The organism is Baekduia alba, assembly GCF_028416635.1.
GTDB classification, from domain to species: Bacteria; Actinomycetota; Thermoleophilia; order Solirubrobacterales; family Solirubrobacteraceae; genus Baekduia; species Baekduia alba.
In genome coordinates, this window is record NZ_CP114013.1 from 5012767 (window position 1) to 5037006 (window position 24240).

The 24240-nt window shown below is 72.8% G+C and carries 26 protein-coding genes; 14 read left to right on the forward strand and 12 right to left on the reverse strand.

From position 1 onward, the window contains the following. Positions 1-3: 3 nt before the first annotated feature. Positions 4-1176 (reverse strand): xylose isomerase, encoded by a 1173-nt coding sequence (gene xylA, locus DSM104299_RS25100; protein WP_272474404.1) that lies wholly within the window; start codon positions 1174-1176, stop codon positions 4-6. A gap of 172 nt (positions 1177-1348) precedes the next feature. Here xylA and DSM104299_RS25105 point away from each other — a divergent pair, with 172 nt between their 5' ends. From DSM104299_RS25105 to xylB, 4 genes are read left to right on the forward strand one after another with little or no spacing between them, the layout of a single operon-like run. Continuing rightward, positions 1349-2482 (forward strand): sugar ABC transporter substrate-binding protein, encoded by a 1134-nt coding sequence (locus tag DSM104299_RS25105; protein ID WP_272474405.1) that lies wholly within the window; start codon positions 1349-1351, stop codon positions 2480-2482. Positions 2483-2484: 2 nt separating this feature from the next. Next, on the forward strand, positions 2485-3294 hold the full coding sequence (locus DSM104299_RS25110) for an ATP-binding cassette domain-containing protein (protein WP_272474406.1): 810 nt from the start codon (positions 2485-2487) through the stop codon (positions 3292-3294). Continuing rightward, on the forward strand, positions 3291-4550 hold the full coding sequence (locus tag DSM104299_RS25115; RefSeq protein ID WP_272474407.1) for a sugar ABC transporter permease: 1260 nt from the start codon (positions 3291-3293) through the stop codon (positions 4548-4550). Before DSM104299_RS25110 ends, DSM104299_RS25115 begins: the two co-directional genes overlap by 4 nt. Further along, positions 4547-5977 (forward strand): xylulokinase, encoded by a 1431-nt coding sequence (xylB, locus tag DSM104299_RS25120; protein WP_272474408.1) that lies wholly within the window; start codon positions 4547-4549, stop codon positions 5975-5977. Before DSM104299_RS25115 ends, xylB begins: the two co-directional genes overlap by 4 nt. Here xylB and DSM104299_RS25125 read toward each other — a convergent pair. Together DSM104299_RS25125 and DSM104299_RS25130 are read right to left on the reverse strand one after the other, a co-directional pair. Continuing rightward, positions 5974-7191, reverse strand: coding sequence for a low temperature requirement protein A (locus DSM104299_RS25125; RefSeq protein WP_272474409.1), 1218 nt, complete (start codon positions 7189-7191; stop codon positions 5974-5976). The two genes, xylB and DSM104299_RS25125, sit on opposite strands and share 4 nt — an antisense overlap. Positions 7192-7203: 12 nt before the next feature. Beyond that, positions 7204-8115, reverse strand: coding sequence for a LysR family transcriptional regulator (locus DSM104299_RS25130; protein ID WP_272474410.1), 912 nt, complete (start codon positions 8113-8115; stop codon positions 7204-7206). A 70-nt stretch (positions 8116-8185) separates the two neighbouring features. Here DSM104299_RS25130 and DSM104299_RS25135 point away from each other — a divergent pair, with 70 nt between their 5' ends. The 4 genes from DSM104299_RS25135 (at position 8186) to DSM104299_RS25150 (ending at position 12834) form a co-directional block, all read left to right on the forward strand. Further along, complete coding sequence (locus DSM104299_RS25135; protein ID WP_272474411.1) at positions 8186-9433, forward strand: MFS transporter; 1248 nt, start codon at positions 8186-8188, stop codon at positions 9431-9433. Between the two features lie 40 nt (positions 9434-9473). Further along, positions 9474-11123, forward strand: a complete 1650-nt coding sequence (locus tag DSM104299_RS25140) for an FAD-binding dehydrogenase (protein WP_272474412.1) — start codon at positions 9474-9476, stop codon at positions 11121-11123. Next, positions 11120-11926 (forward strand): MaoC/PaaZ C-terminal domain-containing protein, encoded by an 807-nt coding sequence (locus tag DSM104299_RS25145; RefSeq protein WP_272474413.1) that lies wholly within the window; start codon positions 11120-11122, stop codon positions 11924-11926. The genes DSM104299_RS25140 and DSM104299_RS25145 overlap by 4 nt, the downstream gene beginning before the upstream one ends. Before the next feature lie 422 nt (positions 11927-12348). Then, the gene (locus DSM104299_RS25150) at positions 12349-12834 is read left to right on the forward strand and encodes an SRPBCC family protein (protein ID WP_272474414.1); all 486 of its coding nucleotides are present in this window, start codon (positions 12349-12351) and stop codon (positions 12832-12834) included. Here the strand turns inward: DSM104299_RS25150 and DSM104299_RS25155 are convergent. Continuing rightward, positions 12785-13636, reverse strand: a complete 852-nt coding sequence (locus tag DSM104299_RS25155) for a hypothetical protein (protein WP_272474415.1) — start codon at positions 13634-13636, stop codon at positions 12785-12787. The genes DSM104299_RS25150 and DSM104299_RS25155 overlap by 50 nt on opposite strands. Positions 13637-13796: 160 nt before the next feature. Here DSM104299_RS25155 and DSM104299_RS25160 point away from each other — a divergent pair, with 160 nt between their 5' ends. Further along, positions 13797-14384 carry a hypothetical protein gene (locus tag DSM104299_RS25160; protein ID WP_272474416.1) on the forward strand — a complete coding sequence of 196 codons (588 nt, stop codon included), beginning with the start codon at positions 13797-13799 and terminating at the stop codon, positions 14382-14384. Between the two features lie 12 nt (positions 14385-14396). Then, positions 14397-15320, forward strand: coding sequence for a hypothetical protein (locus DSM104299_RS25165; protein ID WP_272474417.1), 924 nt, complete (start codon positions 14397-14399; stop codon positions 15318-15320). Here DSM104299_RS25165 and DSM104299_RS25170 read toward each other — a convergent pair. Next, positions 15250-15648, reverse strand: coding sequence for an ArsR/SmtB family transcription factor (locus DSM104299_RS25170; protein ID WP_272474418.1), 399 nt, complete (start codon positions 15646-15648; stop codon positions 15250-15252). The two genes, DSM104299_RS25165 and DSM104299_RS25170, sit on opposite strands and share 71 nt — an antisense overlap. Beyond that, entirely contained in the window at positions 15632-16282 is a 651-nt protein-coding gene (locus tag DSM104299_RS25175) for a cation diffusion facilitator family transporter (protein WP_272474419.1), read from the reverse strand. Before DSM104299_RS25175 ends, DSM104299_RS25170 begins: the two co-directional genes overlap by 17 nt. A gap of 66 nt (positions 16283-16348) precedes the next feature. Between DSM104299_RS25175 and DSM104299_RS25180 the strand changes: the two genes are divergently transcribed. Further along, positions 16349-16771 (forward strand): cupin domain-containing protein, encoded by a 423-nt coding sequence (locus DSM104299_RS25180; RefSeq protein WP_272474420.1) that lies wholly within the window; start codon positions 16349-16351, stop codon positions 16769-16771. Here DSM104299_RS25180 and DSM104299_RS25185 read toward each other — a convergent pair. After that, the gene (locus tag DSM104299_RS25185) at positions 16768-17019 is read right to left on the reverse strand and encodes a plastocyanin/azurin family copper-binding protein (RefSeq protein WP_272474421.1); all 252 of its coding nucleotides are present in this window, start codon (positions 17017-17019) and stop codon (positions 16768-16770) included. The genes DSM104299_RS25180 and DSM104299_RS25185 overlap by 4 nt on opposite strands. Before the next feature lie 121 nt (positions 17020-17140). On the opposite strand from DSM104299_RS25185, the gene sigJ reads away from it, so the two are divergent. Next, on the forward strand, positions 17141-18037 hold the full coding sequence (gene sigJ, locus DSM104299_RS25190; protein ID WP_349294477.1) for an RNA polymerase sigma factor SigJ: 897 nt from the start codon (positions 17141-17143) through the stop codon (positions 18035-18037). Between the two features lie 271 nt (positions 18038-18308). After that, positions 18309-18527: a hypothetical protein gene (locus DSM104299_RS25195; protein WP_272474423.1), complete on the forward strand. Its 219-nt coding sequence runs from the start codon at positions 18309-18311 to the stop codon at positions 18525-18527. A gap of 4 nt (positions 18528-18531) precedes the next feature. Here DSM104299_RS25195 and DSM104299_RS25200 read toward each other — a convergent pair whose 3' ends face one another. After that, positions 18532-18837 carry a GlsB/YeaQ/YmgE family stress response membrane protein gene (locus DSM104299_RS25200; protein ID WP_272474424.1) on the reverse strand — a complete coding sequence of 102 codons (306 nt, stop codon included), beginning with the start codon at positions 18835-18837 and terminating at the stop codon, positions 18532-18534. Positions 18838-18916: 79 nt separating this feature from the next. On the opposite strand from DSM104299_RS25200, the gene DSM104299_RS25205 reads away from it, so the two are divergent. Further along, complete coding sequence (locus tag DSM104299_RS25205) at positions 18917-19663, forward strand: metallophosphoesterase family protein (RefSeq protein ID WP_272474425.1); 747 nt, start codon at positions 18917-18919, stop codon at positions 19661-19663. A 9-nt stretch (positions 19664-19672) separates the two neighbouring features. On the opposite strand, the gene groL is transcribed toward DSM104299_RS25205, so the two are convergent. The 4 genes from groL to DSM104299_RS25225 are packed head-to-tail and all read right to left on the reverse strand — an operon-like array spanning position 19673 to position 24240. Next, positions 19673-21322: a chaperonin GroEL gene (gene groL / locus DSM104299_RS25210; protein WP_272474426.1), complete on the reverse strand. Its 1650-nt coding sequence runs from the start codon at positions 21320-21322 to the stop codon at positions 19673-19675. A 16-nt stretch (positions 21323-21338) separates the two neighbouring features. Further along, a complete protein-coding gene (locus DSM104299_RS25215) occupies positions 21339-22373 on the reverse strand; it encodes an NAD(P)-dependent alcohol dehydrogenase (RefSeq protein ID WP_272474427.1) in 1035 nt (344 codons plus the stop codon). After that, a complete protein-coding gene (locus DSM104299_RS25220; protein ID WP_272474428.1) occupies positions 22370-23197 on the reverse strand; it encodes an iron-sulfur cluster assembly protein in 828 nt (275 codons plus the stop codon). The genes DSM104299_RS25215 and DSM104299_RS25220 overlap by 4 nt, the downstream gene beginning before the upstream one ends. After that, on the reverse strand, positions 23194-24240 hold the full coding sequence (locus DSM104299_RS25225; RefSeq protein ID WP_272474429.1) for an amidohydrolase family protein: 1047 nt from the start codon (positions 24238-24240) through the stop codon (positions 23194-23196). The genes DSM104299_RS25220 and DSM104299_RS25225 overlap by 4 nt, the downstream gene beginning before the upstream one ends.

Consider the following 24240-nt stretch of genomic DNA (forward strand, 5'->3'; position numbering starts at 1 on the left):
GGCCTACCGCAGCCCCATCAGGACCTCGACCGTCAGCTGGTCGAGGCGCTCGTTGCCGTAGCCCCGGACCGCGAGCTCGTCGAGCCGCGCCGACTCGGCCTTCAGCGCGCCGGCCTCGCCGGTCCCGCCGGGCACCGACGGCTCGGCCAGCGCTCCGACCGACGCGGCGGCCAGCGCCTCCTGGACCTCGGGCAGCGCGTCGAAGTGCTTGGCCTTCTCGGCCAGCGCGAGGTAGGTGCGCATGCAGCCGGCCGCGAAGTCCCAGACGCCGGCGGCGTCCTCGGTCCGGTAGGCGTGGGCGTCGAAGTGGCGCGGCCCGGCGTAGCCGGCGCGCTCGAGCAGCCGCACCAGCAGGAACGCCTCCTTGAGGTCCTCGGCGCCGAAGCGGAAGTCCTGGTCGTAGCGCCCGATGCGCTGGGCGTTGAGGTCGATGTGGAACAGCTTGCCGGCCCACAGCGCTTGGCCTACACCTTGGTGGAAGGCCAGGCCGGCCATGGTCTCGTGCGCGACCTCAGGGTTGACGCCGACCATGTCCGGGCGGTTCAAGGTGGTGATGAAGTGCAGCGCGTGGCCGACGGTCGGCAGCCACAGGTCGCCGCGCGGCTCGTTGGGTTTGGGCTCGATCGCGAAGCGCAGGTCATAGCCCTGCTCGACGACGTAGTCGGCGAGCACGTCGATGGCCTCGCGGTAGCGCTCCAGTGCATCGCGCGGGTCCTTGGCCGCGCCGACCTCGGTGCCCTCGCGGCCGCCCCAGAAGATGAAGTTCTCAGCCCGCAGCCGCGCGGCGAGGTCGATCGACTTCATGGCCTTGCCGATCGCCGCTCGGCGCACGCCGCGGTCGTTGGAGGTGAAGGCGCCGTCCTTGAACGCGGGGTGCGTGAACAGGTTGGTGGTGGCCATGCCGATGCCCATCGAGCGCTCGCGCAGCGCGTCGTCGAAGCGCCCGACGATGCGCTCGTGCTCGTCGGCCGGCGTGCCGTAGGGGACGAGGTCGTCGTCGTGGAGGCTGACGCCCCAGGCCCCCATGTCGGCCAGGCGGTGAACGCTGGCGACGGGGTCGACCGGCGCGCGCGTCGGCTCGCCGAACGGGTCGCGACCGGGGTTGCCCACCGTCCACAGCCCGAACGTGAACCGGTGCTCGGGCCGTGGGGTGATTGCGTCGCCTTCGGTCGTCATGTTGGGATTCGTAGCAGATCATGGCGGTCTTTCGTCAAATTCAATTCTTAACAACAGCTGTCTTGCAATTCTTTTCTCCGTAGTCTTGACTTAACCCCTGGGACTCCGAGATGGTCCACCCCCGACGGCGCCCAGGTCCAGCGGGCGCGCACCCCTTCAGGAGGAGACGCAGATGCAGCATCAATTGAGCCGGATGGTCGCCGTCGCGGCCGCACTGAGCGCCATGACGTTCGGCGTCGCCGCATGCGGCTCGTCCGACGACGACAGCAGCAGCACGGGCAGCGCCGCGGGCAGCACCAACTCGAGCAACGCCAAGGTCGGCAAGGTCGCGGTCCTGCTGCCGGACACCAAGAGCTCGGTGCGATGGGAGACCGCCGACCGCCCGCTGCTCGAGCAGGCCTTCAAGTCGGCCGGCGTCCCGGTGGAGATCCAGAACGCCCAGGGCGACAAGGCGACCCAGCAGCAGCAGGCCGAGCAGGCCATCACCAACGGCGCGAAGATCATCCTGCTGACCAACCTCGACTCCGGCTCCGGCGCTGCGATCGAGACGCAAGCGGCCGCCAAGGGCGTCAAGGTCATTGACTACGACCGCCTCACGCTCAAGGGCAAGGCCGACTACTACGTCTCGTTCGACAACGTCAAGGTCGGCGAGCTCCAGGGTCAGGGCCTCGTTGACTGCCTGAGCAGCTCCGGCGTCGCCAAGCCGCGGATCGCCGAGCTCAACGGCTCGCCCGACGACAACAACGCCACCCTGTTCGCGCAGGGCTACAACTCGGTCCTCGATCCGCTGTACAAGGCCGGCAAGGCCACCAAGGTCGCGGACCAGTCCGTGCCCGACTGGGACAACCAGCAGGCGCTGACGATCTTCGAGCAGATGCTCCAGAAGAGCGGCAACAAGCTCGACGGCGTGCTGGCGGCCAACGACGGCCTGGGCAACTCGGTGATCTCGGCACTGAAGGCCCGCAAGCTCAAGCAGCTCCCGGTCACCGGCCAGGACGCCACCACGCAGGGCCTGCAGAACATCCTCACCGGCGACCAGTGCATGACGGTGTACAAGGCGATCAAGGCCGAGGCCGATGCGGCGTCCAAGCTCGCCATCGCGCTCTCCAAGGGCCAGCAGCCGCCGGCCGGCCTGGTCAACGGCAAGTCCGACGACGGCACGCGCCAGGTCCCGTCGGCGCTGTTGACGCCGGTCGCGGTGACCAAGGACAACATCAAGGACACCGTGCTCGCCGACGGCTTCGTCAAGCGCGAGGAGCTGTGCGCGGGCAAGTACGCCGAAGCCTGCACCAAGGCGGGTATCTGATCATGACGACCAACCCGGACCCGCCCGCCCGCCCCGCGGCGGGCGGGTCCTTGTTGGAGCTGCGCGGCGTCTCGAAGTCCTTCGGCGCCGTGCAGGCGTTGTACGAGGTCGACCTTGCGGTCGCCCCCGGCGAGGTGGTGGCCCTGGTCGGCGACAACGGCGCCGGCAAGTCCACGCTCATCAAGTGCATCGCGGGAATCCATCCGTTCGACGCCGGCGAGATCCGCTTCGCCGGCGCCCCCGTGTCCGTCCACGGCCCAAAGGACGCCGCCGACCTCGGGATCGAGGTCGTCTACCAGGACCTCGCGCTCGCCGACAACCTCGACGTGGTGCAGAACATGTTCCTGGGCCGCGAGGCCGTGAAGGGCCCGCTGCACGGGCTGAACGAGACCGAGATGGAGAAGAAGGCGCGCGAGACGCTCGCGACCCTCGCGGTCACGACGATCCGCTCGGTGCGTCAGACCGTCGCCGGCCTCTCGGGCGGTCAGCGCCAGTCGGTCGCCGTCGCCAAGGCGGTGATGTGGAACTCCAAGCTGGTGATCCTGGACGAGCCGACCGCCGCGCTCGGCGTCGCGCAGACCCGGCAGGTCCTCGACCTCGTCCGGCGCCTCGGCGAGCAGGGGCTCGCGGTGATCCTGATCTCCCACAACCTGCACGACGTCTTCGAGGTCGCCGACACGATCACCGTGCTGCGCCTCGGCCAGGCCGTCGCCCGCTTCACCACCGCCCACACCAACCAGACCGAGGTGGTCGCCGCGATCACCGCCGGCGCCTTGACGAAGGTCCCCGGCCAGCAGGAGGTTCCCGCATGAGCAGCATCGACACCGCGCCCGACCCGACCGCGGCCTCCGCCGCCCACGGCGCGTCGGCCCCCGAGGGCAGCTCGCTGCGCGACTACGCCGCGGGTTGGTGGGCCGGAGTCCGCGGCGGCGACCTCGGCTCGCTGCCGATCGTCGTCGGGCTGATCATCATCGCCATCGTCTTCCAGTCGCAGAACAGCAACTTCCTGACGGCGGGCAACTTCCTCAACCTGATCGTGCAGGCCGCCGGGATCATGACCATCGCCATGGGCGTGGTCTTCGTGCTGCTCCTCGGGGAGATCGACCTGTCGGTTGGCTACGTCAGCGGCGTCGGCGGCGCGATCGTCGCGCTGCTCACGCTGCCGGGCGGCCACTTCGAGTTCGCCGGCGGGATCGCGATCGTGGTGGTGCTCGCCGCCGGCCTGCTCATCGGCGCGCTCAACGGCCTGCTGTTCACGAAGGTCGGGATCCCGTCGTTCGTCGTCACGCTCGCCGGCCTACTCGCCTGGAACGGCGCGGTGTTGCTGCTGATCGGCGACAAGGGCACGATCGTCATCCAGAGCACGCTGATCGTGAACCTGGCCAACGGCTTCATCTCCGACGCCGCGTCGTGGGCGCTGTGGGCGGTGGCCGTCGCGGGCTACCTCGCGGTGCAGCTCCTGCACCGGCGCGACCGCGCGCGGGCCGGGCTCCCGCTCGTCCCGGTGTCGGTCATCGGCTTCCGCGTCGGCCTGCAGGCCGTGCTGCTCGGCGCCGTGATCTACGTCGTCGACCAGGACCGCGGCGTCCCCTACATCTTCCTCGTGCTCGCCGTGCTGTACGTGATCTGGTCGTGGGTGCTGACGCGCAGCCGCTTCGGCCGCCACGTCTACGCGGTCGGCGGCAACCCGGAGGCCGCGCGGCGCGCGGGCATCGACGTCGACCGGGTCCGGATCGCGTGCTTCGCGATCTGCTCGATGATGGCCACGCTCGGCGGCGTGGTGCTCGCGTCGCGGCTGACGTCGGTCGACACCGGCGCGGGCGGCGGCACGATCCTGCTCTACTCGATCGCCGCCGCGGTGATCGGCGGGACGTCGCTGTTCGGCGGCCGCGGGCACGTGCGCGCGGCCGTCCTTGGCGCGATCGTCATCGCCTCGATCGACAACGGCCTGGGCCTGCTCGGCTTGGCCTCCGGCACGAAGTTCATCATCACGGGTCTCGTGCTGCTCGCCGCCGTCAGCGTCGACTCGCTGTCGCGCCGCAACCTCGCCTCCTCGGGACGCGCGTGAGGCTGGTCGGCCTCGACGTCGGGACCTCGTCGACCAAGGGGCTCGTCATCGACGAGACCGGCGCGGTCCTGGCCGAGGCCGAGCGCGCGTACCCGCTCGCGTCGCCGCGGCCCGGCTGGGCCGAGCAGGATCCCGAGGACTGGTGGCGCGCGGCCGAGGCGATCCTCGCTGAGTTACGCGCGCACGAGGCCGACGGCATCGGGCTGACCGGGCAGATGCACGGGCTCGTCGTCCTCGGCGCGGACGACCGCCCGCTGCGGCCCGCGATCCTCTGGAACGACGGGCGCAGCCAGCCGCAGTGCGACGCGATCGAGGCGCGACTGGGCGTCGAGCGGCTCGTCGCGCTGAGCGGCAACCGCGCGCTGGCCGGCTTCACCGCGCCGAAGCTCCTGTGGCTGGCCGAGCACGAGCCCGACACCTACAACAAGATCCGGCACGTGCTGCTGCCCAAGGACTACGTGCGCTTCCGGCTGTGCGGCGAGCGCGCGACCGACGTCGCCGACGCGTCGGGCACGCTGCTGCTCGACGTCGGCGCGCGCGCCTGGAGCACGCCGCTGCTGGAGGCCTTCGGCGTCGACCCCGCGTGGCTGCCGCGGCTGCACGAGAGCGTCGAGGTCAGCGGCACGACGCGCGACGGCGTCCCGATCGCGGCCGGCGCCGGCGACCAGGCCGCGGGCGCGCTGGGCATGGGCGTCGTCGACGCGGCCGGCCCGGCGTCGATCGTCCTCGGGACCAGCGGCGTGGTCTTCGCCGCGCGCGACGGCTACGCGCCCGACCCGCAGGGCCGGCTGCACGCGTTCTGCCACGCGGTCCCGGACGCGTGGCACGTGATGGGCGTCGAGCTTTCGGCCGCCGGGGCCCTGCGCTGGCTGCGCGACGCGACGAGCGGGCCGGACGGCGTGAGCTACGACGCGCTGACCACCGCGGCCGCGCGCTGGGCGCCCGGCGTCGAGGGCCTGCGCTTCGCGCCGTATCTGACCGGCGAGCGCACGCCCCACGCCGACGCCGACGTCCGCGCGGCGTTCGTCGGCCTCGGACTGCGCCACGACCGCGGCGCGCTGGTCCGCGCCGTGCTCGAGGGCGTCGCGCACGGGCTCGCCGACGGCTGGGACCTGATCGACCCCAAGCCGGCGCTCGGCCGCCTCTCCGGCGGCGGCGCACGCTCGGAGCTGTGGACCGCGATCGTCGCCGCGACGCTCGACGTCCCACTGGAGCGCACCGCATCCAACGCGGGCGCGGCCTTCGGCGCGGCGCTCCTGGGCGGCGTCGCGGGCGGCACCTTCGCCGACGTCCGCGCGGCCGTCGCCGCGTGCGTCGCGCCCACCGCGCGCGTCGACCCCGACCCCGAGCTGGTCGCCGCCTACGCGGCGCAGCGCGCCGGCTTCGCCGCGCTGTACCCGCTGCTGCGCGAGCTGCCTGGGGGCTAGCCCTCGGCCAGCTCGGCCGCCGCGCGCTCCAGCGGTGTCGGCAGCCCCTGGCGCCGGCGGCGCGCGGCCGCGACCTGGTCGCCGGCGATCACCGCGATCAGCACCACCAGCAACGCGATCGCGACGACCAGGGCCTCGGCGTCGAGCGCGCCGAGGACCACGCCGAGCACGACGCAGGCCGCGGCGCCCGACGGCCGGCGCCACCCGAGCGTCCCGCTGACCCGCAGGCGGAACAGCGCGTGCGCGAGCAGGTACAGCGCCGGGCCGGCGACGACCGCGACCATCTCCTTGGTCTCCAGCACCGCGCTCGGATGCGCGATGACCAGCTCGTCGCCGACGGCCGACACGACGATCGCCGCGACGAGCACGACGTGCAGGTAGGTGTAGGCGTCGCGCGCCATCGCCGTCCGGCGCGCGCCCGCGCGCTGCAGGCGCAGCTCCGCGATCTGAGCCACACCGGTGAAGTACAGCCACCACAACGCGGCCGAGGTCAGGAACGCCGTGGCGAACGCGGCCGCGGTGTGGCCGTCGAGGCCGATCTCCGACGTCGTCGCGCCCGTCACGACGATCGACTCGCCCAACGCGATGATGATGAACAACCCGAAGCGCTCGCTGAAGTGGCCGGTCTCCACCACCCACGCGGTCGAGTCCAGGCGCCGGCCGGGCAGCCAGAACGTCACCAGCGGGCCGGCGTAGTCGATGCACAACGCGACCAGCCACAGGACCGTGCGCGTCGCGCCGCCGTCGACCAGCGCGCCCGCCATCCAGAAGACGCCGGCGATGACGAACCACGCGAGGATCGCGCCGGCGCGGGCGCGCTCCGGCTCGCCGCGGTCGGCGGCGGCGAACGTGAGGAACGTGTGGCGCCCGATCTGGATCGCCAGGTAGCACCCGACGAACAGCAGCGCGTCCTCGCCGAAGGCGTGCGGGATCGCGACCGCCATCATCAGGCTGGCGAGCATCAGCCCGATCATCAGCAGCCGCACGACCGGCGAGTCCGGGTCCAGCTCGTTGGTGACCCACGTCGTGTAGTTCCACGACCACCAGACCACGAGCAGCAGCAGCGCCGCCTGCCCCGCGCCCTCCCACCCGAGGTGGTCGAGCAGCAGGTGGCTGATCTGCGTGACCGCGAAGACGAAGACCAGGTCGTAGAACAGCTCCAGCGACGTGGCGCGCTGCTCGTCCTGCCCGCGTGGGCGCGCGAAGTGCGTCATGTCGAGCGGAGCCTAAGCGGGCGCCGCGCGCGTCGCCATCTCGACGAACGCCCGCGTGGCCGGGCTGGCGCGCCTGCCTTCCGGGGTCGCGAGCGAGATGATGAAGCGCGGGACGTGGTGGCGGATCGGGACGAACGCGACCGCGGGGTCGTCGCTGACCTGGGCCGGCGACATGATCGCCACGGCCAGGCCGTTGCGCACGAAATCGGTGACGGTCGCGACGTCGTTGATCTCGTAGGCGATCTTGCGGTGCGCGCCGGCCGCCGCGAACGAGCGGTCGTTGGCGATCCGGATGCCCCACGCCGGCGGCAGCTCGGCGAACGGCTCGTCGACCAGCTCCTCGAGCGCGACCGACGCGCGCCGCGCCAGCCGGTGGCCCTGGTGGCAGGCGAACTTCAGCGGCGGCTCGGCCAGCAGCGTCAGCTCCAGGCCGGGCAGTCGCGCGTCGGGCAGGCCGACGAACGCGACGTCGAGCTCGCCGCTGCGCACGCGCTCGGCCTGGTCGGCGCTGCCGCCCTGGCGGACGGTCACGGCGACGCCCGGATGCGCGGTCCGGAACGCCGAGATCGCGGACGCGACGCTGATGCCGCCCGGGCCGAGCGTCGCCTGCATGATCCCGATGCGGATCGTGCCGCGCAGGCCGCCGCGGACCTCGTCGACCGCGTGCTCGACCGCCTGCGCCGCGGCCAGCGCCGCCCGCGCCTCGTCCAGCAGCGTGCGGCCCGCGTCGCTGAGCGCGAACGTGTGCGTCGTGCGATGGAAGAGCGTGACGCCCCACTCGCGCTCCAGGTTGCGGATCGTGGCCGAGACGGCCGACTGGACGACGTGGAGCCGGTCGGCGGCGCGCGAGAACGACTGCTCCTCGGCGACGGCGACGAAGGTCTCGAGGTGGCGGAGCTCCATGGCGGCGATGGTGGTGGTCATCGCCGTCGGCGATCACGGTCAGCAATGATAAGCGTTGCCGGCGATGAGGTCCAGGCGCACCATGTCCCGTGTGCCCCTCTCCCCCGCATCCATCCCCACCCGGCGCCGCCACGGCCTGGGCTTCTGGGCGGTCGCCTTCGCGTTCCTCGTGGTCATGGCGTTCTCCACCGTCCCGAGCCCGCTCTACGGCCTCTACCAGGAGCGCGACGGGTTCTCGTCGTTCGTCGTCACCATCATCTATGCGGCCTACGCGGTCGGCGTGATCGCGGCGCTGCTGCTCGCCGGCCACGTCTCGGACTGGCACGGGCGCCGGCGGGTCCTGTTGCCCGCGATCGCCACGGCGATCGTCAGCGCGCTCGTGTTCCTCGCGTGGCGCGACCTGCCCGGGCTGCTCCTCGCGCGCGTCATCAGCGGCCTGTCGGTCGGCGTCGTCACGGCGACCGCGACCGCCTACCTCGGCGAGCTGCACGCCGCGAGCCGCCCGGACGGGTCGCCGCGCCGCGCGCAGCTCATCGCGACCGGCGTCAACGTCGGCGGCCTCGGCTTCGGCCCGCTGATCGCGGGGCTCCTCGCGGAGTGGGTCGGCGCGCCGCTCACCGTCCCCTACGTGGTGTTCCTGGTCGCGTTGTCGGTGGCCTTGGTCGTGGTCGCGCTGGCGCCCGAGACCCGCGACCGCCAGGACCCGCTGCCGGCCTACCGCATCCAGCGCCTGTCGGTCCCGGCCGAGGCGCGTGGCGCGTTCGCCGCGGCGGCCGCGGGCGCGTTCCTGGCCTTCGGCGCGCTCGGCCTCTTCACCGGCTTGGCCGCGACGTTCCTCGTCGGGACGCTGCACCAGACGTCGCACGCGCTGGCCGGCGTGACCGTCGCCGCGATGTTCGGCGCGGGCGTGCTGTCGCAGACCGTCAGCGCGACATGGGCGCCGCCCCGGACGCTGGCCGCCGGCATCGCGCTCATGCTCACCGGGATGGCGCTCGTCGTGCTCGCCGCGTGGCTGTCGACGCCGAGCCTCGGCATCTTCATCGCCGGCGGCGCCGTCATGGGCGGCGGCGCGGGCGCGGTCTTCAAGGGCTCAGTCGCGACCGTCATCGCGATCTCGCCGGCCGAGACCCGCGCCGAGGCCCTGGCCGGCCTGTTCCTCGCCGGCTACGTCGGGCTGTCGGTGCCGGTCGTCGGCGCGGGCATCGCGCTCCAGCTCACCTCGGCCAAGGACACGCTGCTGGGGTTCGCGATCGTCGAAGGCGTCGCGATCGTCGTCGCCGCGCCGCGCCTGCTGGGCGTGAACGCGGAGCGCCGCGCGCAGCGGCTCGCCGCCGCGTAGAACTAGAATTGCCGGCCATGTTCTTGCACAGGGCCTGCAAATGAACGCCGACGCGATCGTGGTCGGGGCCGGGCTCGCCGGCCTCGTGGCCACGGCGGAGCTCGTCGACGCCGGCAAGCGGGTGCTCCTGGTCGACCAGGAGCCCGAGGCGTCGCTGGGCGGCCAGGCGTTCTGGTCGTTCGGCGGGATCTTCCTGGTGGACTCGCCCGAGCAGCGGCGGATGGGGGTCAAGGACTCCTACGACCTGGCCTGGCAGGACTGGCAGGGCACGGCGGGCTTCGACCGGCCGGAGGACCTGTGGCCCGCGCGCTGGGCCGAGGCCTACGTGCAGTGGGCGGCGGGCGAGAAGCGCGCGTGGATGCACGAGCGCGGCATCCGCTTCCTGCCGAACCCGGGCTGGGCCGAGCGCGGCGGCTACGACGCCAACGGCCACGGCAACTCGGTGCCGCGCTTCCACGTCACGTGGGGCACCGGCCCGGGCGTGATCGCGCCGTTCGTGGCCAAGGTGCGCGAGGGCGTCGCGCGCGGGCTGGTCGAGCTCAGGTTCCGTCATCGCGTGGATGCGCTGAGCATCACGGCGGGCGCGGTCGACGGCGTGAGCGGCGCCGTGCTGGCGCCGTCGACCGTGGGACGCGGCGAGGCCTCGTCGCGCGAGGTCGTCGGCGAGTTCACGCTGAGCGCCGACGCCGTCGTCGTCACCTCGGGCGGGATCGGCGGCAACCACGAGCTCGTGCGCCGCAGCTGGCCCGAGCGCCTCGGCACGCCGCCGGCGCAGATGATCTCGGGCGTGCCGGCGCACGTCGACGGGCGCATGCTGCTGATCGCGCAGGACGCCGGCGCGCGGTCGATCAACCCGGATCGCATGTGGCACTACGTCGAGGGCATCAAGAACTGGAGCCCGATCTGGCCGATGCACGGCATCCGGATCCTGCCCGGGCCGTCGTCGCTGTGGCTCGACGCAACGGGCCACCGCCTCCCGGTCCCGCTGTTCCCGGGCTTCGACACGCTCGGGACGCTCGACCACATCATGAAGACCGGCCACGACCACACGTGGTTCGTCCTCACGCAGAAGATCATCGAGAAGGAGTTCGCGCTGTCGGGCTCCGAGCAGAACCCGGACATCACGAGCAAGTCGATCAAGGCGGTGTTCAAGACGCGCGTGGGCAAGGGCGCGCCCGGGCCGGTCGACGCGTTCATGAAGCACGGCGAGGACTTCATCGTGGAGCGCTCGCTCGAGCGCCTCGTCGCGGGGATGCAGGCGCTGGAGCCCGACGTCGAGCTGCCGCTCGCGCAGGTCGAGCGCGAGGTGCTCGCCCGCGACCGCGAGATGGCCAACACCTACACCAAGGACCTGCAGGTCGTGGCGATGCGCGGTGCGCGCAAGTACCTGCCGGACCGCCTGGCGCGCGTCGCCGCGCCGCACCGCCTGCTCGATCCGAAGGCCGGGCCGCTGATCGCCGTGCGCCTGTCGATCCTGACGCGCAAGTCGCTCGGCGGGCTGGAGACCGATCTGTCCTCGCGCGTCCTGGCCGGCGACGGCGCGCCGATCCCGGGCCTGTTCGCGGCCGGCGAGGTCGCGGGCTTCGGCGGCGGCGGGATGCACGGCTACCGGTCCCTGGAGGGCACGTTCCTCGGCGGCTGCCTCTTCAGCGGCCGCGCGGCCGGACGGGCGGTAGCGTTCGGCGCTTGATCGCACTCGGCGAGATCGCGGCGTTCGACTACACCTGGGACGACCGCGACGTCATCTTGTACGCCTTGAGCATCGGCGCGCGGCTGCCGGGCGACCTCGGGTCGCTGTACGAGGACGCGCCGCTGCGGACGGCGCCGACGTTCGCGCTGGCGGGCATGGCGGGGCTGGTCATGCCGACGGTTGCAGCATTGGAGATCGAGCTGTCCGCGCTGCTCCACGCGGGCCAGGAGCTGACGGTGGCGCGGGAGCTGCCCGTCCGCGGCACCGCGCGCGTGACCCGGCGGGTCGTCGAGGTGGTCGACAAGGGCCGCGCGGCGCTGGTCGTCTGCGAGGACCAGATCGGGAACTACGCGACGGCGCGCAGCACGTGGTGGATCGAGGGCGCGGGCGGGTTCGGCGGCGCCGGCGGCGGCTCGCCCGCCGCGAGCGCGCCGCCCGTGGTGATCCCCGAGCGGGCGCCGGAGTTCTCCGAGGAGTGGACGACGACGACCGAGCAGGCTGCGCTGCACCGCCTCAACGGCGACCGCAACCCGGTGCACATCGACCCGGCCGTCGCCGCGACGACCGGGCAGCCGGGACCGTTCCTCCATGGGCTGTGCACCTTCGGCGCGCTGGGGCTGGCGCTGAACCGGGCGGCCGGACCGGATCGCCGGCTGGTGTCGCTGTCGGGACGGTTCACGAAGCCGGTGTTCCCGGGGGACGCGGTGAGGTTCGAGGCGTGGGAGGGCGGGATGGTGGCGCGGGCGTCGGTGGGGGATGTGGTGGTGCTGGGGCCGGTGGGAGCGGCGTACTCCGGGGTGTAGATGCCGTTGGTGGCGCCCAGCGGGGTTCGCATCGGGTGCCGCGCGGCGGGGTGCGTCCTCGTCAAGGGCGTGAGGCAGTAGTGGCGGCGCGACCCGCTGCTGGTGTGGCTCGTCGCTGGTCGTGCTCCGGGGCGGGCGATTCGGGGCCGAATGGTGCTCGATCGCGTCAAGTCCGCGACATACGCGGACTTCACGCGATCCACGGCGCGCGACCCGACAATTCGGCCCCGAACTCGCCCCGCGCGCTGCCACCCGGACGAGCCACACCGACCACGCGGAGCGCCGCCACCACACTCGCACGCCCTTGATGACGGACGCACCACGCCCCGCACCACCAGACGCAAACGCACTGGTGACCACGAACCTTAGGACCCGCCGTCCCTGGTCCCACCCCACGCGACGCGGCATGATCGGCCGCGCCCATGTCGCCGCCGCCCACCGTCTCCACCACCGTCACCGCCACCGCGCCCGTCCCGCGCACGACGCTCTTCGACCGCTTCATCCCGATCGCGCTCCCCGACATCCTCACCGGCTGGGGCCCGATCCCGGCCGTCACCACGACCGCTGACCAGACCGGACCCTGGGACCAGCCGGGCAGCAGCCGGACCGTCCACCTCGCCGACGGCAGCACCGCGCGCGAGCGCGTCACCGAGTGCCGCACGCCCACGTACTTCGCCTACGTCGTCACCGACTTCACCAACCCCGTCAAGCACCTCGCGCGCGAGGGTCGTGGGCAGTGGTGGTTCGACGAGGCCGGCCCGGACGCCACGCACATCCGCTGGACCTACACCTTCGAAGCCCGCTCCCGCGCCGCCCGGCTGCTCCTCGCGCCGGTCGTCCACACTGCCTGGCAGCGGTTCATGCGCGTGGGGCTCGCTCGGCTGGTCGACCAGGATCCAGCGCGCTGACCGCCGCGCCGACGGCCACCAGGGCGACGGCCGCGATCACGCCGCCGATCACCCAGTTGCGCACCCCGTCGGTCACGACGTCGTAGACCGCGAGCCGGAGCTGGCCGGTCTTCCCGCTCGCCGAGATCGAGGAGCGGGCCAGCGCGTCGCCGGCGACCACCAGCAGCGTCGCGACGCCCACCGCCAGCCCGGCGCGCACCAACCCACGTGCGAGCCCGCTCGCCGTGAGCAAGACCCCCAACAACGCCAGCACGGCGCCGGGGATCGCGATCCCGCGCACGATCCGGACCGTGTTGGTCGCGTCGCGCGCGCGCTGCACCTCGTCGCGGTCCAGCACGACCACGGGATCCGGGTCGACGATCGCGTCGGCCACCGACGCCAGCGCCGCGGAACGCCGCACCCGGACGCGCAGCGCCTCGGCGATCGGCGCGAGGTCGAGCGTCAGCGGCGCGGTCACGTCGCCGCTGAGCCGTGCCGCCAGCCGCGCGTGCGCGGTGCGCTGCACGGCCAGCCACGCGCGCCGGTACGCGGCGGTCTCCACCAGCGTCTCGGCGACCGCCCGGATCTGCCGCCGCGCCGCGGCCGGATCGGGCACGCCCGCGTTCGCCAGGCGGCTGCCCCCGACCGCCACCAGCTCGTCCACCACCTGTGCCTGAACCGCGTCATCGCTGGCCAGAGGTCGCGCGACCTCCGTGAACCTGTCGGTGTCGGTCGCCAGGCCATAGGCCCACCACGTCCCCAGCGCGACGGCCGGAAGGACGCACGCCAGGACGAAGCAGAGGGCCGCGAGGGTCCGTCGCACGGGCGCCGAGTCTATGAGGCGTCGAGAGCCTGACACCCCACGTTGAGCGCACGCGGTCTGCGGATAGCCTCCTCGACCGACGGCGCACGCAGGTCCGCCACCGCGCCCTCCCCACCCTCCACCACGACCCCCGCACGCCGTCGCGGCGTGCCCATCGCCCATGCGCCCTGCCCTGCTGCTCCTGCTCGCGCTCGCCGCGCTCCTCGTGCCCGCGACCGCCGCCCTCGCCAACACCAGCCACGACGGCTGGCCGAAGATCGACGGCGTCCTGTTGATGAACAAGCAGGACCAGAGCCGTCCACTCGACGCCCGCCCGGGACATGACCTCTTCGGCGGCACCGACGCCTCCTACTCCTGCGACGGCCTGCACAAGAACCGCAAGTGCGCGCACCCCACCGGGACCGTCGCGCGCCGCGGCCACAACGAGCTGCTCGGTGGGCACGGCAACGACACCATCTACGCCGGACCGCGCGGCGACGTCATCTGGGGCGACTTCAAGCCGTCCGGCCAGCCGGGGTCGCAGACCGACCGCCTCTACGGCGGCGGCAGCCGCGACTTTATCTACGCCAGCCACGGCACGAACATCATCCGGGCCGGCGGCGGCGACGACGTCGTCAAGGCCCACTTCGGCCGCGGGATCATCGACTGCGGCGGCGGCCGCGACGTCCTCTACGTGAGCCGGCGCGCGCAGAAGGGCTACCGCATCCGGCACTGCGACCGCGTGTCGCACAAGACCCTGGGCTCTTGACAGGATGGGGCGATGCCGACCGGCCGTCGCCCCTCCGCGCAGCAGCAGCGCGCCTGGCTGGAGGGCGACCCGCCGCTCGTGCAAGTGCGCGAGCGCTTCCCGGCCGAGTGGGCGCAGGTCCAGCGCGAGCTCGCGCAGGTCGTCGACGCCGACGACGTCGAGGCGATCAAGGCCTATGCCTCGCGCGTGGCGGCCGCGCCGCGTGTGCGCGACGAGCGCGAGGCCGTCAGCGCGCTCGCCCGCCAGCGCCTGGCGGCCGACGCGCTGCGCCAGATGGGCGTCGCCGCCGCGACCGGCGTCTCCTCCGGCCGGCTGCGCTTCGGCCTCGTCTCCGGCTGGCTCACGCAGCGGCTCCTCTTCGCGGACAGCGGGCTGGAGCGCAAGCCGGTCTCGCTGCGCGCGTTCAAGCTCGTCTGGCCGCTCGTGCGCCAGAAGCGGTACCTGATGCCCTTGGTCGAGCCGCGCGGGATCTACTGCTTCTACTCCGACGCGCTGATCGCCCGCCTGGCCGACCTGATCGGCGACCGCCCGTGCGTGGAGATCGCCGCCGGCGACGGCACGCTCGCGCGCTTCCTGCGCGACGCGGGCGTCGACGTCGTCGCCACCGACGACCACTCGTGGCAGCAGACGCGGCGCGCGGCCGCCGACGTCGTCGACCAGGACGCCCGGACCGCGCTGCGCGAGCGCGCGCCGGCGGCGGTCGTCTGCTCCTGGCCGCCCGCGGGCAACCCGTTCGAGCAGTGGGTGTTCACCACGCCGAGCGTCGAGACCTACATCGTGATCGGCAGCCGCAGCGAGTTCGCCGCCGGCAACTGGCCCGCCTACCGCGCGCAGGACGCGTTCGCGCTGACCGAGGACCCGGACCTCAGCGCGCTCGTCCTGCCGCCCGAGATCGCGCCGGCGGTGTACGTGTTCCAGCGCCGTCCGGCGGGGTGACGCCGAGCGCGTGCTCGTGGTGGTGGCGCAGCGCCGCCAGCAGCTCGGGCACGTGGTGGTCGAAGAGCCGGTAGTGCGCGTGGCGGCCGTCGCGGCGCACCGCGACGAGCCGCTGCTGGCGCAGCAGCCGCAGCTGGTGGGAGACCGCGCTCTGCTCCATCCCGACCGCGCCCGCGAGCTGCTCGACGGTCCGCTCGCCGCCGGCCAGCGCCCAGAGCAGCCGCAGCCGGCTGGCCGAGCCGAACGCGCGCAGCGCCTCGGCCAGCGTCTCGGCCTCGGCGGCGTCCAGCGGCCGGCCGGCGTCTTCGTGCTCACTCGGATGCGGCATCGCGGATGGTGCGGATCGACTGCCAGGTCACGCGCAGGATGATGACGGTGATCGCCAGGCCGACGAGCGGGTCGCCGAGCGGGAAGCCGACCGCGACCGCGCCGGCGCCGGCCACGACGCCGAGGCTCACGAGCCCGTCGGTGCGCGCGTGGCGGCCGTCGGCGATCAGCGCGGCGCTGCCCAGCCGCGCGCCGCCGCGCAGCCGGACGCGCGCGGCCAGCTCGTTGCCGGCGAAGCCCACGAGGCCGGCGGCGGCCAGCGCGAGGAGGTGGTCGAGGTCGCGCGGGTCGGCGAGCCGGAAGACCGACTCCGCGCCTGCGACGCAGGCCGAGACGAAGATCGCCAGGACGACGAACCCGCCGGCCCAGAGCTCGGCCCGGCGTGACCGCAGCAGGAACGCGGCGCCGAGCGGGAACGCGGTCAGCGCGTCGCCGAAGTTGTGCGTGAGGTCGGCCAGCAGCGCGACGCTGCCGGTCGCCGCGTAGACCACGGCCTGGGCCAGCGCGGTGGCGAGCAGGATCGCGAGGCTGGCGGCGACGACGCGCAGCCCGTCGCGCGAGCGCGTGATCTCGGGGTCGACGAGCCCGTGCGCGTGGCCGTGACCATGCGCGTGCGCGTGCGTGTGGCCGGACATCTGCACACATGATAAGGCGTTCAGATGTTGCGCGCTGGCCGGCGCGGTCTCGTAGTGTCCTTCGACGTGACCGACTTCTCCATCGTGAACCCCCGCGAGTGCGACGACGTCTACGGCGGCACCGACGTCCCCGGCGAGTTCCGGCCGCTGACCGACGCCGCCGGCGCCGAGCAGCTCGCGCTGACGCTCATCCACGTGCCGCCGCACTCGGACTTCGAGCAGGGCACCGGCCACTTCCACGACGAGATCGAGGAGGTCTACCTCGTCACGCGCGGCACGCTGACCTGGCGCCTCGGCGACGAGGTGCGCGAGGTGACCGCGCCGGCCATCGTCCGCGTCGCGCCCAAGACGGCGCGCTCGCATCGCAACGAGGGCGACGAGCCGGTCGACATGTACGCCATCTCACGTCAGCTCGGCCGGGGCGACGCCACCAAGATCGATGACTTCTGGGAGGCGTCGCCCGACGCCGAGCAGCGCCGCGCGGGCTAGCGCACGGTCAGGTCGGCGCGCATGCCGGCCATGTAGTGGCCACCGACGTTGCAGACCAGCGCGTAGTGGCCCTTCTCGAGCTTCAACGTCAACCGCTTGGACTTGTGGCCGGCGAGCGCGACCTCGCCGACGGAGCCCTTCTCGGACGCCTTGCCGTTGACGATCGGCAGCTTGGCGGCCGTGCGGCCGGTCTCGATGACGACGAGCTCGTGCTCCATGCCCGACGCATTCTCGACGGCGAACGTCACCTAGCCGTGGGAGACCGACGTCTTGGCCGCCGTGGCGCGACACGCGCGCGTCGCCGGGACGATCCTGTGGCACGCTGGTGTCCGGGCTCGTCACGTTCCGGGCGCGCCATCCGTCAACTCCTTGATGCATCACGACCAGCTCGCCGACGAGTTCCAGGCGCACCGCGCGCGGCTGCGGGCCGTGGCCTACCGGATGCTGGGCTCCCCGTCGGAGGCCGAGGACGCCGTGCAGGAGGCGTGGCTCCGCCTCAGCCGCAGCGACGACGAGGCCATCGACAACCTCGGCGGCTGGCTGACGACGGTCGTCGCTCGCGTGGCGCTGGACATGCTGCGGGCCCGCACCGCGCGCCGCGAGGAGTACGTCGGGTCGTGGCTGCCCGAGCCGGTCGTCGAGGCGGTCGACGACGCGAGCACGCCCGAGCCCGAGCGCGAGGTGCTGATGGCCGACGCCGTCGGGCTCGCGCTGCTCGTCGTGCTCGACACGCTGGCCCCCAAGGAGCGCCTGGCGTTCGTGCTGCACGACATGTTCGGGATGCCGTTCTCCGAGATCGCGCCGATCGTCGACCGGACGCCCGACGCGACGCGCCAGCTCGCCAGCCGCGCGCGGCGCCGGGTCCGCGGCGCGCCGGCGGTCGACGCCGACCTGCCGCGCCAGCGCGAGCTCGTCGACGCGTTCCTGGCCGCGGCGCGCGAGGGCGACTTCGACGCGCTCGTCGCCGTGCTCGACCCCGACGTGGTCTTCCGCCACGACGCCGGCGGCGGCGTGGCCGGCCGGCCACGCCACGGCGCGAGCACCGACACGGTCGTCGGCGCCGAGCGGGTGGCGCGCAACGCCGTCGCCAACGGCAAGCTCTTCCTCCGGCTCGCCCACCCGGCGACGGTCAACGGCGGCGCGGGCCTGATCATCGCGCGCGAGGGCAGGACGATCGGCGTCGCCGGGATCACGATCGCCGGCGACAAGATCGTCGAGATCGACCTCGTGACCGATCCGGACAAGCTGCCGAACCAGGACGCCTAGGCACGGTTCCACCCCGCGCGGGTGGCCCGTGCTCACCCCTGCGCGCGGCAGGGTGGCGCGCATGGCGCAGGGGATCTTCGGGTCGATCGTCCCGCAGCTGGTCTCCGCGGCGGCCGGCCGGGTGGCTGGCGACCGGCAAGGACTGGCTGATCGTGCACAACCGGATGGTCACGGCACTCGCCAGCGCGGTCTTCGGCATCGTCGTGATGGTCAGCGGCATCTCGCGCTGGCATAGCGCCGCGCCCCACCGGCGCGCAATCATGTGCGGGGCATGGCCGCCTCGCGCCCCCTCCCCTACGTCGGCATGCGCGTCCGGGTCTGGCACCTCGGCGCGATGGAGCACGCCGTGGTCGAGGACGTCCGCGACCACGGCCGCACGCTCCTGGTCGGAGGCGACACCTACACCTTGCGCCGGCTCAACGGCCGCTTCGTGCGGACCGGCGAGCCGTACTACGGGACGCGGCTGCTGCTGAAGGCGCCCGAGGGCTAGGGTCCTAGGCCTGCGGACGCATCGCCCCGCCGCGGCCGCCGCCCGCCCGGCGGGCGAAGAAGCCGGCGATCAGCAGCACGATGACGACGCCGATGATCGCGCTGAGGATGCCGCCGAGGTCGAACGCGTCGTCGTCGCCGATCCCCAGCCCGCGGGTGAAGACGAGGTAGCCGACGAACGCACCGACCAGGCCGAGCACGACGGAGGCCAGCCACGAGGTAGGGCCCTCCATGCCGGCGAAGATGTCGTTGGGCACGAGCGCGCGGCCGATGAAGCCGGCGAAGAGGCCGAGGATGAGGGCACCGATCATGGTTCGGTCCTACCCGCCCGCGTCCGTCGAGGACCCCAACCTGTTGCGCAACCTTCTGGTTGCGAGTAGCGTCGCCGCCATGCGCATCCTGGCCCTGTACGACGTCCACGGGAACATCGAGGCGCTCGACGCGGTCCTCGCCGACCCGCGCGCCGCCGGCGCCGACGCCGTCGTGGTCGGCGGCGACGCGGTCCCGGGCCCGTTCGCGCGCGAGGTCCTGGATCGGCTGGAGGCGCTGGCGGCGCCGACGCACTGGGTGCGCGGCAACGGCGAGCGCGAGGTCGCGGCGATCGCCACCGCGGCCGAGCCGGTGCCCGAGCCCGACGACCCCGAGGACATGGCGACGATCACCGCGATCGCCAACGCCCGCGCCCTCGGCGCCGAGCGCTTGGCGCCGCTGGGCGCGCTGCCGCTGACCGTCGAGCTCGACGGCGTCCTGTTCTGCCACGCGACGCCGCGCAGCGACGAGGAGATCCTGACCCGGATCTCGGCGCCCGAGCGCTTCGCCGACGCGCTGGCCGGCGTGACCGCGCCGCTGGTCGTCGCCGGCCACACCCACCAGCAGGACGACCGCCGCGTCGGCGCCGTGCGGTTCGTCAACGCCGGCAGCGTCGGCCTGCCCTACGAGGGCGACGGCGGCGCGCGCTGGCTGTGGATCGAGGACGGCGAGCCGCAGCTGCGCGTCACCGAGTACGACCACGCCGGCGCCGGCCGCCGCATCCTCGAGGCCGGCTGGCCCGACGCGCGCTCGACCGAGGCGGCGATGACCGAGCCGCTGGCGGCGACGGTCATCACCGAGCTCTTCGAGGAGCGCGCGACGGCCTAGGCGGTCGGGCTACACCGGCGAGGAGGGCCGCGCCATCCCTTCCGCGAGGTCGCCGAAGCCCGGGGCCAGGATCGCGCCCGGCTGCCCGATGATCTGCTCGGCGACCAGCGCCTCGGTCGTCAGCAGCAGCGCCGCGACCGACGCCGCGTGCTGGAGGCTCAGGCGCGTCACGCGCACGGGGTCGATCACGCCGGACGTGATCAGGTCGCCGAACTCGCCGGTCAGCGCGTTGAGGCCGTGGCCGTCGGGCATCGCCCGGACCTGGTCGATGACCTGGTGGCCGTCGTAGCCGGCGTTGGAGGCGATCCAGAACAGCGGGTCGGCCAGCACCTCGGCGACGACCTCGACGCCGGCGGAGCGGTCGCCCTCCAGCTGCACGCCGTCCAGCGCGCGACCGGCGCGCAGCAGCGCGGTGCCGCCGCCGGGCACGATGCCCTCGGCCATCGCGGCGCGCGACGCGGCCAGGGAGCCCTCGGTGCGGCGCAGCTTCTCCTTGCTCTCGACGGCGGTGGCGCCGCCGACGCGGATGACCGCGAGCTTGGACGACAGCCGGGCGCGCCGCTCGCGCAGCGAGTCGACGTCGTTCTCGTTGGTCGCGCGGTCCAGCTCGACGGTGATCTCGTGCATGCGGCCCGCGACGGCCTCGGCGCTGCCCGCGCCCTCGATGAACGTCGTCGCGTCTTCGGTGACGATGACGCGGCGCGCGCGCCCGAGCACCTCGAGGTCGACCTGCGCCAGCGTGAGCCCCGCCTCCGGGGTGATGACGCGCCCGCCGACGAACGCGGCCAGGTCCTCCAGGTAGGCGACCCGGCGGTGGCCGAAGCCCGGCGCCCGGATCGCGGTGGCCTCCATCGTGCCGTGCTGGTTGTTCTGCACCAACATGCCCAGCGCGGCGCCGTCGACCTTCTCGGCCAGGATGATGAGCGGCTCCGGCCGGCGCATGACCTGGCCGATCGCGCCCATCAGCTCCTGCACCGTCGAGATCGGCTGCGTCGTCATCAGGATGTAGGGGTTGTCGAGGACCGTCTCCATCCGCATGCGGTCGCGGATCAGGTAGGGCGACAGGTGCCCGTTCTCGACATGGAGGCCTTCGACATAGTCCACCGAGATGCCCGGCTGGTCGCTCTCCTCGATCGAGACGACGCCGTCGGTGCCCACGCGGTGCAGCGCGTCGGCGACGGCGATGCCGATCCGCTCGTCCTCCTTGGCGGCGATCGTGGCGACGTGGCGCAGCAGGTCGCGGTCCTCGACGGCGACCGCGCTGTTGACGAGGTCGGCGACGACGAGGTCGACGGCCTCCTCGATGCCGCGGCGCAGCAACATGGGGTTGACGCCCTCGTCGAGGACGCGCATGCCTTCCCGGATCAGCGACTGGGCCAGCAGCGTGGCGGTCGTCGTGCCGTCGCCGGTCAGCTCCGAGGTCTTGTCGGCGACCTCGCGCACGAGCTGCGCGCCCATGTTGGCGAACTGGTCGCTCAGCTCGATCTCGCGGGCGATCGACACGCCGTCGTTGGTGATCGTCGGCGCGCCGGTCAGGCGCTCGAGCACCACGTTGCGGCCCTTCGGGCCGAGCGTGACCTTGACCGTGTCGGCCAGCTGGTCGACGCCGACCTGCAGCCGGCGGCGCGCGTCGTCGTTGAAGTGGATGATCTTGCCCATGGTGGTGCCTCTCCTGTCAGGCGGCGTCGGCGACGAGGATGCCGCGACCCTGCAGGCGGCCCTGGTCGAGGTCGGCCATGGCGTCGTTGACGGCTTCCAGCGGGTAGACGCTGGTGTGCAGCGTGACCTTGCCCTGCGCGGTCAGGGTCATGAGCTCGTCGAGGTCGTTGTAGGACCCGACGAGGTTCCCGATGAAGTTGATCTCGCGCGAGATGATGTCGATGGTCGGCACGTTGATGTTCTCGCCGTAGCCGATGACGTAGTAGTCGCCGGCGTCGCGGAGCATCGCGACGCCGTCCTCGATCGCGCCCTTCTCGCCGACGAAGTCGATGATCGCCTCGGCGCCGACCCCGTCGGTCATCTCGAGGATCGTGTCGACCTGCTTGCCGTCGAGGGCGACGGTGGTGTCGGCGCCGATCTCGCTGGCCAGCGCCCGCGCCTGCTCGGACGGGTCGACGACGATGATCTCCGCCGGCGTCATCGCCTTCAGGCACTGGATGCCGATGTGGCCCAGGCCGCCGGCGCCGATGACGACGGCGCGCGAGCCCGGGTACAGGTTGGCCACCGCCTTCTTGACCGCGTGGTAGGCGGTCAGCCCGGCGTCGGCCAGCGCGGCGATGTCCTTGGGGTGCAGCGAGGGCTGGAGCTTGACGACCGAGCGCGCGCTGGTCTTCAGCAGCTGCGCGAACCCGCCGTCGACCGAGATGCCCGGGAAGAGGTTGTTGGCGCAGTGCACGTCGTCGCCGGCGCGGCACGCGCGGCACAGGCCGCAGGTGATGAGCGGGTGGACGATGACGGTGTCGCCGACCTCGACGTTGGTGACCGCCGAGCCGATCTCCTCGACCCAGCCGGCGTTCTCGTGGCCCAGGACGTAGGGCAGCTCGACGCCGGACTTCTCGGCCCACTGCCCTTCTTGTACGTGAAGGTCGGTGCGGCACAGCCCGGCACCGCCGACGCGGACGATCACGTCGTGCGGGCCGTCGATCGTGGGCTCGGCGATCTGCTCGACGGCGAGCGCCTCGTGGTACTTGTGCAGGCGGGCGGCGATCATGCGAATGCCTTTCTCATCTCGTCGGCTCCGCGAGGGAGCCCCTGGGCGAGCTCGCGCTCGGCATGCGAAGCGCTCGCGAAACCGCTCGCGCCGAGCGCTCGGGTTTCGGCGCGCGGCAATGCCGCCTCCTGGGTCGGGTCGGGGACGCCGTGGCGGACGCGCAGCAGCGAGCGGCAGATGCCGCCGTTGCTCTCCAGGCTCAGGCCGACCAGGCGCGCGCGGCGCAGCCACATCGGGAGGTCCGCGGCGTCCAGCGCGGACCCGTCGCCGGCGACCAGCGCGGGCGCGGCGGCGTCGAAGGGGAGCCCGAGCTCGCGGCGCAGCACCAGGCAGCGCGCGGCCTCGGGGTCGGCGGCCGGTGAGAGGTCGGCCACCCGCAGATCGGCGATCTCGGCGAGCGTCAGCCCGTCGGCGCGCAGCGCCTCGCACAGGCGCCCCTGCCGCGCCAGCAGCGCCTTGCGCTGGAACAGCTCGCGCAGCGCCTCGAGGTCGGCGCCGGCGGTCTCGCCGGGGAACGCGTCGGAGAACTCGCCGCCGCCGTCGACGGCGGCGTTGATCTCCTCACCGGTGTAGTGGTCGTCGAGGACGACCGACACCGCGGCCACGCCGGGCAGCGCCCGGATCGCGGCACGCGTGTCGTAGACCATCAGGAACGCGAAGTTCGGCGCGCACTGAGGAGTCGGCAGGCGCAAGCGCACGGCGACGTCGCCGCGATCGGACACCGAGAGGGAGTTGACGAAGCCGAGCGTGGTGATCGGCTCGTCGAGCTCGGGGTCGTAGACCGCGTCGAGGGCGTCCCGCACCTGCGCCTGCGCGACGGTCATGCGCTCTCGACCAGCTGCGCGTCGGTGGGGTCGGCCGGCGCGCTGTCGTCGGCCAGGCGGAACTGCGCCGGCACCTCGACGCCGTACAGCTTGGCGGCGTTGAGGCCCAGCACCTTCTTCTTGGCCTCGGTCGTCCAGCGCGGGTAGTCCGAGAACGTGTCGTCGGGGTAGTCCCAGGCGACCAGGCCCTCGACCTGCCACTTGGGCTCCCAGATGCCGTAGTCGCTGCCGAACAGCATCTTGTCCTCGCCCACCCAGAACAGCAGCTCGCCCATGACCTTGGCGAAGAACCGCGGGCGGGCGTGCATCAGGCCGCCGACGACGACCGAGAGGCCGGCGTAGACGTTGGGCTCCTGCGTCGCCATGAAGCAGAAGTCCTCGATGCGGGGCAGGCCGACGTGCTCGACGACGAAGTTGAGCTCCGGGAAGCTCGTCGCCGCGTGGTCGACGTCGGAGACGTCGAAGCCATCCTTGTCCAGCGGCCAGATCGTCGGGCCCTTGTGGACGTGGATGTTCTTGATCCCGAGCTCCATGCAGAGCTCGAAGAACGGCACAGCGTCCGGGTCCTTCAGCGTCCAGCCGCGCGAGCTTCCGAGCCACTCGGCCGTGTAGAGCTTGACGCCCTTGAGGCCGTAGCGGGCGTGGTCGTCGCGCAGCTGCTTGAGGCCGGCCTCGCCTTCACGCGGGTCCCAGCGGCCGTTGACCATCAACTTGCCGGGGAAGCGGTCCAGCAGCGCCGCGTTGTGCTCGATGTCGTTGAAGCCCTCCTTGTACCACTGGCGCAGGTACGTGGACTGGAAGATCGCCATGTCGACGTGCCCGTCGACGAAGACGTCCTTCTCGTAGTCCTCGACCGAGTACTTCATGAAGTGCTCGATGGTCCAGTGGGTCGCGGGCGGCCCCAGTCCCTGATAGGCGTGGAAGCACTCGATCCACCCCTTCGCGTACTGCTCCTGGCCCTCGACCCAGTTCTCGGGGCTCGCGTCCCAGAAGTGGCTGTGGCTGTCCAGGACGAAGTACTGCTCTCCGTTGGCCTCGTACAC

Excerpts from the sequence above, each read along its gene's own strand:
- DSM104299_RS25220 (WP_272474428.1), bottom strand. The coding sequence starts at position 23,197 with ATGACCGTCGCGCAGGCGCAGGTGCGGGACGCCCTCGACGCGGTCTAC.
- DSM104299_RS25105 (WP_272474405.1), top strand. The coding sequence starts at position 1,349 with ATGCAGCATCAATTGAGCCGGATGGTCGCCGTCGCGGCCGCACTGAGC.
- DSM104299_RS25140 (WP_272474412.1), top strand. The coding sequence starts at position 9,474 with ATGAACGCCGACGCGATCGTGGTCGGGGCCGGGCTCGCCGGCCTCGTG.
- DSM104299_RS25125 (WP_272474409.1), bottom strand. The coding sequence starts at position 7,191 with ATGACGCACTTCGCGCGCCCACGCGGGCAGGACGAGCAGCGCGCCACG.
- DSM104299_RS25130 (WP_272474410.1), bottom strand. The coding sequence starts at position 8,115 with ATGACCACCACCATCGCCGCCATGGAGCTCCGCCACCTCGAGACCTTC.
- DSM104299_RS25170 (WP_272474418.1), bottom strand. The coding sequence starts at position 15,648 with ATGCCGCATCCGAGTGAGCACGAAGACGCCGGCCGGCCGCTGGACGCC.
- DSM104299_RS25110 (WP_272474406.1), top strand. The coding sequence starts at position 2,485 with ATGACGACCAACCCGGACCCGCCCGCCCGCCCCGCGGCGGGCGGGTCC.
- DSM104299_RS25150 (WP_272474414.1), top strand. The coding sequence starts at position 12,349 with ATGTCGCCGCCGCCCACCGTCTCCACCACCGTCACCGCCACCGCGCCC.
- DSM104299_RS25115 (WP_272474407.1), top strand. The coding sequence starts at position 3,291 with ATGAGCAGCATCGACACCGCGCCCGACCCGACCGCGGCCTCCGCCGCC.
- DSM104299_RS25215 (WP_272474427.1), bottom strand. The coding sequence starts at position 22,373 with ATGATCGCCGCCCGCCTGCACAAGTACCACGAGGCGCTCGCCGTCGAG.
- groL (WP_272474426.1), bottom strand. The coding sequence starts at position 21,322 with ATGGGCAAGATCATCCACTTCAACGACGACGCGCGCCGCCGGCTGCAG.
- DSM104299_RS25205 (WP_272474425.1), top strand. The coding sequence starts at position 18,917 with ATGCGCATCCTGGCCCTGTACGACGTCCACGGGAACATCGAGGCGCTC.
- DSM104299_RS25165 (WP_272474417.1), top strand. The coding sequence starts at position 14,397 with ATGCCGACCGGCCGTCGCCCCTCCGCGCAGCAGCAGCGCGCCTGGCTG.
- DSM104299_RS25175 (WP_272474419.1), bottom strand. The coding sequence starts at position 16,282 with ATGTCCGGCCACACGCACGCGCACGCGCATGGTCACGGCCACGCGCAC.
- DSM104299_RS25195 (WP_272474423.1), top strand. The coding sequence starts at position 18,309 with ATGGCCGCCTCGCGCCCCCTCCCCTACGTCGGCATGCGCGTCCGGGTC.
- xylA (WP_272474404.1), bottom strand. The coding sequence starts at position 1,176 with ATGACGACCGAAGGCGACGCAATCACCCCACGGCCCGAGCACCGGTTC.
- DSM104299_RS25200 (WP_272474424.1), bottom strand. The coding sequence starts at position 18,837 with ATGATCGGTGCCCTCATCCTCGGCCTCTTCGCCGGCTTCATCGGCCGC.
- DSM104299_RS25160 (WP_272474416.1), top strand. The coding sequence starts at position 13,797 with ATGCGCCCTGCCCTGCTGCTCCTGCTCGCGCTCGCCGCGCTCCTCGTG.